At 61.0% G+C, this 13,603-nt stretch carries 11 protein-coding genes; 9 read left to right on the forward strand and 2 right to left on the reverse strand.

Annotation, left to right across the window (positions count from 1 at the left end; translation table 11 throughout):
- Positions 1 to 41: 41 nt before the first annotated feature.
- Positions 42 to 3,413 carry a bifunctional proline dehydrogenase/L-glutamate gamma-semialdehyde dehydrogenase PutA gene (gene putA, locus VW35_RS02850; protein WP_046141455.1) on the reverse strand — a complete coding sequence of 1,124 codons (3,372 nt, stop codon included), beginning with the start codon at positions 3,411 to 3,413 and terminating at the stop codon, positions 42 to 44.
- A gap of 120 nt (positions 3,414 to 3,533) precedes the next feature.
- Here putA and VW35_RS02855 point away from each other — a divergent pair, with 120 nt between their 5' ends.
- The 7 genes from VW35_RS02855 (at position 3,534) to VW35_RS02885 (ending at position 10,492) form a co-directional block, all read left to right on the forward strand.
- A complete protein-coding gene (locus VW35_RS02855) occupies positions 3,534 to 4,001 on the forward strand; it encodes an Lrp/AsnC family transcriptional regulator (RefSeq protein ID WP_046141456.1) in 468 nt (155 codons plus the stop codon).
- Positions 4,002 to 4,118: 117 nt separating this feature from the next.
- Positions 4,119 to 5,153, forward strand: a complete 1,035-nt coding sequence (locus tag VW35_RS02860; RefSeq protein WP_046141457.1) for an ABC transporter substrate-binding protein — start codon at positions 4,119 to 4,121, stop codon at positions 5,151 to 5,153.
- Between the two features lie 152 nt (positions 5,154 to 5,305).
- Positions 5,306 to 6,130, forward strand: a complete 825-nt coding sequence (locus tag VW35_RS02865; RefSeq protein WP_046141458.1) for an ABC transporter permease — start codon at positions 5,306 to 5,308, stop codon at positions 6,128 to 6,130.
- Complete coding sequence (locus tag VW35_RS02870; protein WP_046141459.1) at positions 6,127 to 6,918, forward strand: ABC transporter permease; 792 nt, start codon at positions 6,127 to 6,129, stop codon at positions 6,916 to 6,918. The genes VW35_RS02865 and VW35_RS02870 overlap by 4 nt, the downstream gene beginning before the upstream one ends.
- A gap of 7 nt (positions 6,919 to 6,925) precedes the next feature.
- Positions 6,926 to 7,987 carry an ABC transporter ATP-binding protein gene (locus VW35_RS02875; RefSeq protein ID WP_046141460.1) on the forward strand — a complete coding sequence of 354 codons (1,062 nt, stop codon included), beginning with the start codon at positions 6,926 to 6,928 and terminating at the stop codon, positions 7,985 to 7,987.
- A gap of 208 nt (positions 7,988 to 8,195) precedes the next feature.
- Positions 8,196 to 9,515, forward strand: coding sequence for an amidohydrolase family protein (locus VW35_RS02880; RefSeq protein WP_046141461.1), 1,320 nt, complete (start codon positions 8,196 to 8,198; stop codon positions 9,513 to 9,515).
- A 77-nt stretch (positions 9,516 to 9,592) separates the two neighbouring features.
- Complete coding sequence (locus VW35_RS02885; protein ID WP_152662448.1) at positions 9,593 to 10,492, forward strand: nucleoside hydrolase; 900 nt, start codon at positions 9,593 to 9,595, stop codon at positions 10,490 to 10,492.
- Here VW35_RS02885 and VW35_RS02890 read toward each other — a convergent pair whose 3' ends face one another.
- Entirely contained in the window at positions 10,493 to 11,662 is a 1,170-nt protein-coding gene (locus VW35_RS02890) for a M20 aminoacylase family protein (protein ID WP_046141463.1), read from the reverse strand. It abuts the gene before it with no gap.
- 43 nt (positions 11,663 to 11,705) lie between these two features.
- Here VW35_RS02890 and VW35_RS02895 point away from each other — a divergent pair, with 43 nt between their 5' ends.
- Both VW35_RS02895 and VW35_RS02900 read left to right on the forward strand, forming a co-directional pair.
- On the forward strand, positions 11,706 to 12,419 hold the full coding sequence (locus tag VW35_RS02895; protein WP_046141464.1) for a phosphoribosyltransferase: 714 nt from the start codon (positions 11,706 to 11,708) through the stop codon (positions 12,417 to 12,419).
- 108 nt (positions 12,420 to 12,527) lie between these two features.
- Complete coding sequence (locus VW35_RS02900; RefSeq protein WP_046141465.1) at positions 12,528 to 13,523, forward strand: BMP family protein; 996 nt, start codon at positions 12,528 to 12,530, stop codon at positions 13,521 to 13,523.
- The last annotated feature ends 80 nt before the right edge of the window (positions 13,524 to 13,603 follow it).

The raw sequence follows: 13,603 nt of genomic DNA on the forward strand, positions 1-13,603 counted from the left end.
GATTCAAGAGGCCCGCGATGTTTATCGCGGGCCTCTTTGCTCTAGCTCGCCGTGGCGATCAGCGTGGCGTTGCCGCCGGCTGCGGTGGTGTCGATGCAGACGTGGCGTTCGTGCTGGAGGCGGCCGATGTCGTCGGTGCTGGTCAGCAGTGGCAGGATAGCGCCATCGCGGCAGGCGAGCGTCTTGCGGACCCGTGCAAGGGTGGCGTCATCGCCGAACCAGGCGATGGCGTCGAAATTGGTCGCGTTGGCGAGTTGGAAATTGTCCAGCGCGGCGACCATCGGGGTGCAGCGGGCTTGATCAGCCATAACCTTTTGCGCCGCAATATCGGCTTCATTGGGACCAAGACAGAGAAGTGTGCCGCGCGGCAGGACATGAAGGACGTTGCTCTCGCCTGTCGGACCCGGGAGGGTTTCAGCGCTTGCCTGGAGAGGCGCGTGGCTGTTGGTAAAGCGCGGGAGATAGCTCGGACCGCCAGCTTTGGGGCCGGTGCCAGAAAGACCTTCGCCGCCGAACGGCTGAGAGCCGACCACCGCACCGATCTGGTTGCGATTGATGTAGATATTGCCGGCGTGGACCGCGGCCGAGACCTTTTTCACCCGGCTCGAAATGCGGGTGTGCATGCCGAAGGTGAGGCCGTAACCGGAGGCGTTGATGGCGTCGATGACTCGGTCGATGTCTTCCGCCTTGAACGTTGCGACATGGAGGACGGGGCCGAAGATTTCCTCGGGAATGTCCTCGATGCCGCCGACGCGGATGACGGTGGGCGCGACGAAGGTGCCTGCAGCGGGCGCCTTCATGGCGTGGATGACCTTGGCGGCATGCACATCCACATAGGCCTGGATTTTCTTGCGAGCAGGCTCGTCGATGATCGGGCCGATGTCGGTGGCGAGATGCCAGGGATTGCCGATGGTAAGCTCCTCCATCGCGCCCTTGAGCATGTCGATGGTGCGCTCGGCGGCATCTTCCTGAACATAGAGGATGCGGAGGGCCGAGCAGCGCTGACCGGCTGACTGAAAGGCCGACGCGATGATGTCGCGGACGGCCTGCTCGGGGAGCGCGGTCGAATCGACGATCATGGCGTTGAGACCCCCGGTTTCTGCGATCAGCGGGGCCTTGGGATCGGCATGTTCGGCCATGGCGCGGTCGATACGGTGGGCGGTCGGCAGCGAGCCGGTAAATGCGACGCCGGCAATGCGGGGATCGGAGGTCAGCGCGGTGCCGACATCAGGACCACCTGGCATAAGCTGGATGGCTTCCTTCGGAATGCCGGCTTCGTGCATGAGTTGAACCGCGCGGGAGGCGATGAGCGGGGTTTGCGGCGCGGGTTTAGCCACCACAGGATTGCCGGCGACGAGCGCCGCAGCGATCTGGCCGGAGAATATGGCCAGCGGGAAATTCCACGGCGAGATGGCGACGAAGGGACCGCGGGCGGCGCCTAGCGGCCTGGCTTCTGCCTCGGCTGCGTAATAGCGGAGGAAGTCGACCGCTTCGCGGACTTCGGCGACCGCATCCGCCCACGACTTTCCGGCTTCGCGGGCCAGCAGCGCGAATAGCTCGGCGCGATTGGCTTCGTAGAGGTCGGCGGTCTTGCGCAGGAGTTCGGCGCGGGTGCCAACGGCGGTTTGAGGCCAGGTGCTGGCAATGGCGGCCGAAATCGCCGCTGTGACGCCTGCCGTGGATGCCGAGACGACCTGGCCGACAATGTCGGTGGGATCGGCCGGATTGACGACCAGGGTCGTTTCGTTGGCTGCGTCGGCAAGCGGCAGAGGCGTGGCGAGCCACTTCGTCTGCCGGAAGGCTTCGCGTGCAGCATCCACTTCGCCGAGGGCGACCCGGTCGGTCAGGTCGAGACCGGCCGAGTTGCGGCGCGCCCCGAAGATGGCATCGGGCTGTGGAATGTTCGGATTGGCAAAGCTGTCGACGGCCAGCAGTCTGGCGATTGGGTCTTCGGCGACCTTGGCGGCCGGGATATCTTCGTCAGCGATCTGATAGACAAAGGAGCCGTTGGCGCCATTTTCGAGAAGGCGGCGGACGAGATAGGCGAGCAAGTCCTTGTGGGGACCGACGGGGGCATAGATGCGCGTGCGGGTGCCGTGATTGGTGCGCAGCACTTCGTGGAGGCGCTCACCCATGCCATGGAGACGCTGGAATTCGAACGTGTCATTCATGCGGCCGGCTTCTGCTGCCAGATGCAGGACAGAAGCGGCTGTGTGGGCGTTGTGCGAGGCGAATTGGGGATAGATGCGCGACTTCGAGAGAAGCTTCCTGGCCGCAGCGATATAGCTGACATCGGTCGCGGCCTTGCGGGTGTAAACAGGAAAACCCGGCAGGCCGAGAACCTGGGCGCGCTTGATCTCGGCGTCCCAATAGGCGCCTTTGACAAGGCGCACCATGATATTGCGATCATATTTTTCGGCTGTGGCTTCGAGCCAGTCGATCAGCGGCAGCACACGCTTGCCATAGGCTTGGACGACGACGCCAAAGCCTTCCCAGCCGGCAAGTCCCGGCGTTGCGAGCACGGCTTCGATGATTTCCATCGAGAGATCGAGGCGGTCGGCTTCCTCGGCGTCGATGTTGAAGCCCATATTTGCGTCGCGTGCCGCGAGTGCCAGCTTGCGGGTGGCATCGACCAGTTCGGTGAGAACGCGGTCGCGCTGGGCATATTCGTAGCGCGGATGCAGCGCCGAAAGCTTTACGGAAATGCCGGGGTTGTCGCGCACGGCGGGAGAGGTGCAATGCGGGGCGAGTGTCGCAATAGCATCGGCATAGGCCTTGAAATAGCGTTGGGCGTCTTCCGAGGTGCGAGCGGCTTCGCCGAGCATATCGTAGGAATAGCGGTAGCCCAGCGCTTCGGGCTTTCTCGCATTGGTGACGGCTTCCTCGATGGTGCGGCCAAAGACGAACTGGCTGCCGAGGAGCCGCATGGCCTGGCCGACGGCTGTGCGGATGACCGGCTCGCCAAGGCGTGCAATGGCGCGATGGAGGGCGTTCTTGGGGCCGACTTCGGGATCGCCGAGCACGTCTGCAGTGAGGTTCAGGGCCCAGGATGAGAAATTGACCAGCGTGTTTGAAGAGCCGCCGAAATGGCTGGCCCAATCGGAGCCGCCGACCTTGTCGTGGATCAATGCGTCGACCGTTTCGGCGTCGGGCACGCGCAGCAGCGCTTCGGCAAGCGACATCAAGGCGACGCCTTCGTCGGTCGCCAAGCCATATTCGGCGAGGAAGCTTTCCATCAGACCAAGCTTGTTGCCCGAGCGAACCGCGGTCACCAGCTTTTCGGCATGCGCTGAGATAACCTTGCGCGTGGCGTCGTCGAGGCCGGTGGCTTCGATCAATTGCGGGACAAGGGTGTTTTCATCCGCATAGATGCGGGCGCGCATGGCATCGCGAAAGGCAGTGGTGTCGGTCATGGAGGTGCACTCAAAAGCGTTGGCTCAAAATGCCAGAACCGCGAAAGGCCTTTCGCCTATTTTTCTGGCCGCCTCGTGACTGTGATGGTAATTCAAGACCGTTAGGCAGGCGAATGAACCATGAAGACCGTCATTCTCGAAACTTTGGACCAGATCGACCGCCGAATACTCGATGAGCTGGCGCGCGATGGTCGTTTGAGCGTCGCAGAGCTCAGCCGAAGGGTCAATCTGTCGAAGACGCCTTGCCAGGCGCGCATCAAGCGACTGGAGACCGAGGGTTACATTCTCGGTTATAGGGCGGTTATCGATCCCGAGCGCTTGGGCCTGCCGCATGTCGCCTTTGTCGAGGTCAAACTTTCGGACACGCGCAAAGCCGCGTTGGCTGCATTCAACAAGGCCGTGCGGGCACTGCCCGAGGTCGAGCAGGCACACATGATCGCCTCAAGCTTCGATTACCTGCTCAAAGTGCGCACAAAGGACATTGCAGCCTATCGTGAGGTGCTCGGCGAGAAGATTTCCGCCTTGCCCCATGTGGCGCATACCAGCACGCATGTGTCGATGGAGGCAGTGAAGGACGATGCAGACTAAAGTTGTGTGCGAAGTGAACCCAAGCCTAAAAATTGGACTTGTGCAGCCTGCGCCACAAAAATAGGCTCGCGCGGCAATCACCAGAAGCCAGGAGCCCCGCCTGGCAAGGAACAAGACATGTCACGCACCATCAAAGCCGCCCTGCTCCTGGGCCTCGCTTCCGCCAGCCTTGCCACGCCAGCCTTCGCACAAGGCAAGACGCTCACCATTTCCTGGTGGGGTTTTAATGGCGAGAAGCTCGAAGAATTCGTCCTCGCGCCCTTCCGCGAGCAGTGCGGCTGCGAGATCCAGTTCGAAACCGGCAACAATGGCGAGCGCCTTAACAAGCTGCAGATCCGCAATGGTGCCGGCGTCGACGTCGCTTACTTCTCCGACAGTTTTTCGCAACAAGGCATCGAGCTTGGCCTCTTCCAGCAGCTGGATCGGAGCAAGCTGACGAACCTCGATGGCCTTTATGACCTCGCCAAGGATCCGCAGGGCGGCTATGGCCCGGCCTATACGATCGGCCGCGTCGGCATCGTGTATGACTCGGCCAAGGTGACGACGCCGATCACCTCGTGGAACGACCTGTGGCGCGAAGATCTTGCGTCGTCGCTTTCGCTGCCGGGCATCACGACCACTGCTGGTCCGATGGTTGTGGTCAAGGCCGGTGAGCATCAGGGCGTCGATGCCTTCGCCGATGCTGATGGCGCCTTTGCCGGCATCGAGGCGCTGAAGCCGAACGTGGTCAAGAACTACAATACCGGCTCCGAAATGATTAACCTCTTCTCGACCGGCGAAGTCACTGCCGCCGTCGCTCAAGACTTTACGCTCGGCCAAATCCAGGCCGCTGTGCCGTCTGTTGTGTGGGCTGATCTCTCGGAAGGCTCGATCGCGACGCTGAATACCGTCAATATTCCGAAGGGCGCTGCCGAGCCGGAGCTGGCCTATCAGTTCATCAACTTCATCCTTTCCCCTGAAATCCAGCAGAAGCTGGCTGAGGAAGGCGTCGACGCGCCGGTGGTGAAGTCGGTCGAGCTGACACCGGAACAGGCTTCGCTCTGGACCTATGGCGCCGACGTCATCGCGGGTCTGCAGAGCATTGATTCCGCCAAGCTCAACGCGGCCAAGGGCGGCTGGGTGGATCGCTGGAACGAAATCTTCGGCATGTAAGGTTTTTGGCGATCGGGGTGTGCAAAACATCCCGATCGCCATCCCACCATTTCCGCACGAGCGGGAATGCCATATGCACTGCAGAATAGAGATTCTCGCCAAGCGGGAATGAGCCGGTGGTTGAGGGACCATCGCAGCAAAGGCCAAGGCCAATGAAACGCATAGCAGGCTGGACGCTCGCGTCGCCCGCCACTCTCCTCGTGCTGCTCGGGCTCGTCGCCCCGGTGGCAGCCACGATCTACACGACTTTCGGGACGCCCGGCGGTCCCTTCTCGACCTACCAGGCCTTTTTCGCCAGCGGCTTTCGCCGCACCGTGCTTTTGCGCACCATCAATGTGTCGCTGATCGTCACCGTCATTGCTCTGGTGATCGGCTTTATCACCGCTTATGTCGTGTCTCGCGCGCCGGGCTGGCTGAAATCGATCCTCATCGTCGCGGCGGTGTTTCCGCTGCTGACGGGTGTCGTGGTGCGCTCGTTCGCCTGGCTCATCATTCTTGGCAAGAACGGCATTCTCAATTCCACTCTGATCAATCTCGGGATCATCACCGAACCGCTGCAGATGCTTTACACGCAGGGTTCCGTGATCGTCGCGATGGTCTATCTCTTCGTGCCGCTGATGGTGCTGACGCTCGTTGGCGTGCTGGAAGCCATTCCTGATGACCTGATCCAGGCTTCTGCATCGCTCGGCGCCAATTCGTGGGCGACATTCACGCAGGTCATCCTGCCACTGGCAGTGCCAGGGTTGATCGTTGGTGCCGTGTTGGTCTTTACCGGCAGCTTTACCTCTTACGCGACGCCACAGCTTCTGGGTGGCGAGCAGGTGATGATGATGGGCACGCTGATGTATCAGCAAGCCATGGTGACCTTCGATTGGGTCAGCGCTTCGACCATTGCCGCCATCATGGTGGTGATCACCATCGCCATCGTTGCCCTGATGAATGCCGCTGCGCGGCGCCTCAACCCGATGACCGTGTGATGCCGACAAAACTCCATCCTGCCCTGATCGGCTTTACCGTCATCGTCTTCTTTTTCCTCGTCGGCCCGCTCGTCATAGTCGTTGGCTCGGCGCTGAGCGACACGACTTATCTCACCTTCCCGCCGCAGGGGCTGAGCCTTCGGTGGTTTCAGAATATTTTTGAAATCGACGCGTTCCGACGCACTATTCTGACCAGTCTGCAAGTTGCGGTGATTTCGACCTTCGTCGCTCTGATCATTGGCATTCCGGCATCCTATGCGATGAGCCGCTATCGCATCCAGTTGCCGGGTTGGCTGTCTACGCTGTTCGTCTTGCCGGTGCTGGTGCCGGAACTGGTGCTGGGTTTTTCGCTGCTCAAGAACCTGGCTTTCCAGTTCAATGCACCGATCTACCTGTCGCTGATCATCGGGCACACGATCCTGATCCTGCCCTATGTGATCCGGGTGATTTCGGCCTCGCTGGCCTCGTTCGACTTTTCCATCGAGGAAGCTGCGATCAGTCTCGGGTCGCCACCGCTCAAGACGTTCTTCACCGTGCTTCTGCCCAATGTGCGCTCGGGCGTCATCGCGGCGTTTATCCTTGCGTTCATCACCTCGATCAACGACGTGTCGATCTCCATTTTCCTGACCGGGCCAGGCATTTCTACCCTGCCCATCCAGTTGCTCGCGCATATGGAGCAATTCTTCGATCCTACCGTGGCTTCGGTCTCGGTTATGCTCATGGTGCTCACCGTGGCCGTGATGGCCACTGTCGAGCGCACGCTGGGCCTCACCTTCCTTGCCAAATGAGTCTGCTGTGACCAAGCCGCTTTCCATCCGCAACATCACTGCGCACTACGGCCAGACCAAGGTGCTGGAAGACCTCTCGCTCGATATCGGCGAAGGCGAACTCGTGTCCCTTCTCGGCGCCTCGGGATGCGGCAAGACCACGACGCTGCGTCTTGTTGCCGGTTTCCTGCAGCCGACGTCGGGTACCATCACGCTCGGCGGCAAGGATTTGACGCGCCTGCCCGCGCATCAACGTGATATCGGCTTGGTGTTCCAGAACTATGCGCTCTTCCCTCACCTGAGCGTAGCCGACAATGTCGGCTTCGGCCTCAAGCAGCGCGGCGTTTCTGGCGAAGCAAAGACCAAACGCGTCAGCGCCATGCTCGAACGCGTGGGCCTGGCCCATCTGGCCGACCGTTTGCCGGGCGCGCTGTCGGGTGGTCAGAAGCAGCGCGTGGCGCTGGCGCGAGCGCTCGTCATCGAGCCCCCGTTGCTGATGTTCGACGAGCCGCTGTCGAACCTCGACGCCAAGCTCCGCGTCGACATGCGCGTCGAAATTCGCCAGCTGCAGCGCGCCAATGGCACGACTTCGGTCTATGTGACGCATGACCAGGAAGAGGCCTTCTCGATTTCGGATCGCGTGGCCATCATGCATGCTGGCAAGATCATGCAGCTCGATACGCCTGAAAACCTTTATCAGCGGCCGGCCAATGCTTTCGTGGCGCGCTTCGTCGGCTTTGAAAATCTGATCCCGATGAAGGTCGTCGGGCGCGATGGTGCTCAGATCACCGCCGAAGCCGCAGGTGGCGTCAAGCTGACGCTGGGCCTTGAGCATTTTGGTGCGATCCCAGACAACTTTGTCCTCGCCTGCCGGGCCGACGGCCTCGCTGTCACCGACAATATGGCCGTGGAGGGAATTCCGACCACGCTTGGCCTGCGGACGTATCTGGGTCGCGCTTATCAGTATCAGAGCGAGACGGCGGCAGGCACTTTGGTTGCCAATGGCCCTCTGTCGCGCCCGCTCGAGCCGGGGTCTCTGGCAAAGCTGGTTCCAGTGCCCGACCAGTGCACCATACTGTCTGTAGAGTAGTCATGTACACCGCGGACCACCCCCTCCCAGCCTACTCCCCTAAAATCGCTTCACTGGAGCGATTTGCCCTGCGGGACGGGTCGGGATCCATCGAGGGGGAGGTGACGATCCAGTTTGGGGCAGCATCGGTTTACGGCCACCGGCCAGACACCCCACCCTTGGTGGGGGAGGAAGGGAGGGGGCGGAGCCGCGGGCTCCAATCCCGTCCATGACAACCATCCTTACCAACGCCATCGTCGTCACCATGGACGACGCGCTCGCGGTTCATGAATTCGGCTGGGTCCGGGTGGATGGCACAACGATCACGGCCTTGGGCGCAGGCAGGCCGCCAGATGTGCCGGGCGCCGAGATCGTCGATTGCGCTGGCGATATTGTCATGCCGGGCATGGTCAATGCTCATTGCCACATGGCAATGTCGGTCTTTCGGGGCCTTGGCGAAGATGTCGATGATCGGCTTTATCGTTACATCCTCCCGCTGGAGAGAAAATTCGTCTCGCCGGAAATGGTGCGCGCGGGTTCGGCACTGTCGGCTCTGGAGATGATCCAGGGTGGCGTGACCACCGTTGCCGACATGTATTACTTCGAAACCGAAGTGGGTGACGTCTGCGCCGAAGCCGGCCTGCGCGCAATTGTCGGGCAAACCTTGGCCGACTTCGACCCGCCGGATCACCGCAATTTTGACGAGGGTTTCGGGCGCGTTGAAGAGCTGGTTGATCGATACAAGGATCATCCGCTCGTCACGCCTTCGATTGCGCCGCATGCGCCTTATTCCACGGGGCGAGATGTGATGGCGCGAATTGCGCAGTGGTCCGCCGATCATCCGCAGGTGCCGGTCCAAATGCATTTGGCCGAGAGCACGCTCGAGGTAAAATGGGCGCTCGATACACATGGCAAGTCGACGGTGACGGTGACGGCCGAGTCCGGGCTCCTCAAACCGAACCTGATCTGCGCGCATTGCCTGCAACTCGACGACAACGATATCCGCCTGATGTCGGAGCATCAGGTGTGCGTCGTCACCAATCCGCGCTCCAACGGAAAGGCTGGACGCGGCATTGCGCCGGTCGAGAAGATGCGCAATGCGGGGCTGCCTGCAGGAATTGGTAGCGACGGAGCAATGAGCGGCAATACGCTCGATCTCTTCAGCCAATTTGCGCCGGTCTCAATGTTCGCGAAACTGCTTGCCGGGTCGAGAAAGCCTTTGCCGGCGGTCGATGTCATCCGTATGGCGACGATCGAGGGCGCGCGCGCACTGAGCCTCAACCTCAAGACCGGATCGCTCGAGGTGGGCAAGCAAGCGGACCTGATCCGCATCAACCTGTCAGCGCCGCGGCTGCATCCGATGTATGACCCCTATTCAGCACTAGTTTTTGCGGCGATGCCATCTGATGTGACGGACACAATGGTCGCCGGCAGGTGGTTGATGCGCAATGGGCAGGTGCAAACGCTGGACGTTGGCAAGGCCGTGTCTGACGCCGTCGGCATCGCCGCGCAATTCAAGTCGGAAATGGCAAGAATCGACGGACAATAGCTTCGGCAATCGATACAAATGCTGCATAAGGCAAGGAAAGCCTCCTTGCGGCACAGCTATTCTGGAAAATCATGCCGATGAAAAGACGAGTCATAATCGACACCGATCCCGGTCTCGACGACGCGCTGGCCATACTTTTTGCGCTTGGCAGCGCTCGGTTCGATGTTCTCGGCGTAACGACCGTTGCCGGCAATATCGGTATTGAGCGGACAACGCGAAATGCTGGCGGTTTGCTTGCCGTCATGGGTCGATCGGACATTCCGGTCATTCGCGGGTCCGACATCCCGCTGACGCGCGAGCTTCAGGATATCGTTGCCATCATTCATGGATCAGACGGCCTGCGCGGCATTACGCTGCCCGAGCCTCTGAACCTACCGCTCGAGGATGCGTCAGGTTGGATCGCCAAAACCCTTGCTGCGGCCGAACCGGGCAGCGTCGACATTCTGGCTCTCGGCCCACTGACCAATATCGCCCGCGTCATAACCGAGCACCCAGAGGCCCTTAAGGGAATTGGCCAGATCATCGCGATGGGCGGAACGCTCAACGAGCCAGGCAATTCAGGTCCGCGTTCGGAGTTCAATTTTGCCTCGGACCCGGAAGCGGTTTCCGTGGTCATCGGCTGCGCTGCGCACCTGAAGGTGGTTCTGGTGCCGCTCGACGTGACGCGAAAAGTTCGGGCGCAACTGGATTTCGTCAATGGCCTGCCGGAAACGGCGCATGGTAATTTGGCTCGTGAAGTGCTGCAGGCCTACATGCTGGATGGACGGCAAAGCCGTGCGCTTCACGATCCATGCGTGATGCTCATGGCGCTGGAGCCGGGCCTTTTCCGGCTTGAGACCATCAGGCTCGACGTCGATCTCGGGATCGAGCCTGATGCCGGGAGCCTCTTGGTCGATGAGCGCGGAACGCCGGTCGCGGTTGCCATGGGGGTCGATACCGAAGGGGCCCTGGCTCTTCTTCGCAGCGGCTTTGTCTGATCAGGCAGACAGCTCCTGTTCGACCAAAGCAGTCCAGAAACGCGCGCCAGTCAGAATAGCGTCGTCATTGAAATCGTAGCGGCTGTTGTGATGCAGCGCGCCATCCACGGCTGGGCCATTACCCAGCCAGACATAAGCGCCGGGCATTTCGCCGCTGAAAAACGCGAAATCATCGCCGGCTGTGGATGGCGGAAAGTCGGTTACCACTGGCCGACCGGTCGCCGCCTGCGCCGCGCGAAGGGCACGTGCGGTGGCGTCGGCATTGTTGACGACGGGCGGGATGCGGCGCTGGAAATGGTATTCGGCCGCGACACCGAATGTCGCGGCGATGCCCTTGGCAATGGTGCCGATTTCGCGCTCGAGCTGATCGCGCACTTCAGGCGTATAGGCGCGGGCAGTGCCGCCGATGCGGACTTGATCGGGAATGACGTTGAGCGCCTTGAAGTCGCCTGCCTCGAGAGCACAAGCGCTAACCACCGCGGGCTGCAGCGGATCGACGACGCGGGCGACGATTGTGTGGATAGCGGCAAGGAAGTGGCCCGCGGCGGTGATAGCGTCGCGACCGAGATGGGGCTTGGCGCCGTGGGTTCCGATGCCGCGGAAGGTAACGGTCCAACTATCGGAAGACGCAAGCTGCGGACCCGGAACAACCGCCATTTCATCGGTGGCAAGACCGGGCATATTGTGCAGGCCATAAACAGCATCCACGGGAAATAGCCGCAGCAAGCCATCGTCGAGCATAGCTTTGGCACCACCTCTGCCCTCTTCGGCCGGCTGAAAGATGAAGTGAACTGTACCGGAGAAATTGCGCGTTTTCGCAAGGTGGCGCGCGGCGGCAAGGAGCATAACGGTGTGCCCGTCGTGCCCGCAGGCATGCATGGTGTTGGGCGTATTCGACCTATAATCGCGTTCCGCCAGTTCCGGCATGGCCAGGGCATCCATATCGGCGCGGAGGGCAATGCGGCGGGTGCCGGTGCCAACCCTGAGCGTGCCCACAATGCCGGTTTTGCCCAGGCCGCGATGAATCTCGATGCCTGCCTCCGTCAGCTTTTCGGCGACGATGGCACTGGTGCGCATTTCCTCAAAGCCCAGCTCAGGGTTGGCGTGAAGATCGCGGCGAAGCGCGGTCATGGCTTCGATTTCGAATGGATCATTGTTAGCCGATTGCATTGGCACGCCTGCCTTGCGATAGAGTTTTGCGCAACTTGCTTCTATGCCGCTTAGCAATCAAGGACTTGGCGTGAGTTTTGAGCCGCACGATTTCTGGCAGAGCTTCGCCGCGCCGGCGAGTTTTGAAGCCGACCCCGCCGAGGGGCATCTGGGCTTTTACCCGGCCAGGCTGGCTGACGGGCGGCAATTGCCCCTGCCCCTGCGCGTGCTGCCGGGAGACGGCAAAGCAGCGGTCGCTTCGCTGATCCTCAACCAAGCGAGTTTTGCGGTAGAGGATGGATTGGCCGCATCACTTGCAGGCATGCTGAGGGAAAAGGCGCCAGAGGTGCTCATCGGCGTGCCAACGCTCGGCCTGCCGCTCGCGTCTAACGTTGCGCGCCGGCTAGGGCATACGCGCATGGTGCCGCTCGGCACATCGCGAAAATTCTGGTATCGCGACGATCTTTCTGAGCCGATGAAATCGATCACCAGCCCGACGGCGGCGAAGACGCTTTACGTCGATCCTCGCATGTTGCCGCTTCTGCGCGGCAAGCGGGTAGCGGTAATCGACGATGTGATCAGTTCCGGCCAATCGATGGGTGCCGTGCTGCGACTGCTGACGAAGGCTGAGATCGAGCCCATCGCGATTGGCTGCGCCATGCTGCAAGGAGCGGCGTGGCAAGAGTCGTTGGCGGCTTGGCGCGATCAGATCGTCGCGCCACTCGCCTCGCCGCAGTTTTTCCTCAACGAGCTTGGGCGCTGGTCCCCTGTCACCTGACAAGACAGTCCGGTGAAAAACCTTATGCCGCGCTTGCCAACGGCGCGGATTTTGCCCACAGAATGGGCACGCGGGATGCCTGGGTTAGATTTTCGACACGAGGGACAAATGACTGAGAAATTCGTAGCCGGACGACGTGTGTTCGTTGGTGTTTTGGCCGCAGGCGTCGCCCTGGCGATGAGCGGTGTGAGCTTGGCGCAGGACCTGACCAAGGTTGCCGCGATCTGGACAGTACCGGTGGAGCAGCAGTGGGCAAGCCGGTTGCACAATGCGCTGACCGCAGCCGACGAGCGCGGCGAGATCGAGTATGTCTATTCGGAAAATATCTCCAACACGGACTATGAGCGCGTGATGCGTGAATATGCCGAGCAGGGCGTGAGCCTGATCGTCGGCGAGGCGTTCGGGGTCGAGCAGCCGGCGCGCGCTGTGGCTTCGGAATATCCCGAGATTTCGTTCCTGATGGGGTCGAGCCTGCCGCCGGCAGAGCCGAACTTTGCGACCTTCGACAACTTCATCCACGAGCCGAGCTACCTCACCGGTATTGTTGCGGGCATGAAGACCGAGAGCAACAAGATCGGCATGGTGGGTGGCTATGCCATTCCGGAAGTGAACCGGCTGATGAATGCCTTCAAAGCTGGTGCGCTCTCGGTCAATCCGGACGTGACCTTCTCGGTCAGCTTCATCAACTCCTGGTATGATCCGCCGAAAGCCAAGGAAGCCGCCTTCGCCATGGTCGATGCGGGCGCGGATATTCTTTATGCGGAGCGCTTCGGCGTTTCGGATGCGGCCAAGGAACGCGGCATTCTGGCGATCGGCAATGTGATCGATACGGCGGCGGATTATCCGGGCACGATCCTTGCGAGCGCGCTTTGGCATGGTGAGCCGATGATCGATAAGGCGATTGCCGATGTGAAGGCGGGTTCGTTCACCGCCTCGGATTACGGTATCTATGCCTTTATGGAATATGGCGGTTCGAGCGTCGTGATTGACGAGGCGCTGGCTGGGCCGGAAGCGGTTGCGGCGGCCAAGGCGAAGGAAGAAGAGATTTTGGCCAAGACGTTTACGGTCGAGATCGACGATAGCGAGCCGACTTCGTCGCAGTAAGCTTTTAAGGGAACAACCCCCACCTAGCCCCCCCCTGGTAGGGGGAGGAATAGCATCGAGTTTTGGGGCGGGCTTGGGCT

The sequence above is a fragment of the Devosia soli genome (assembly GCF_000970455.1).
GTDB classification, from domain to species: Bacteria; Pseudomonadota; Alphaproteobacteria; order Rhizobiales; family Devosiaceae; genus Devosia; species Devosia soli.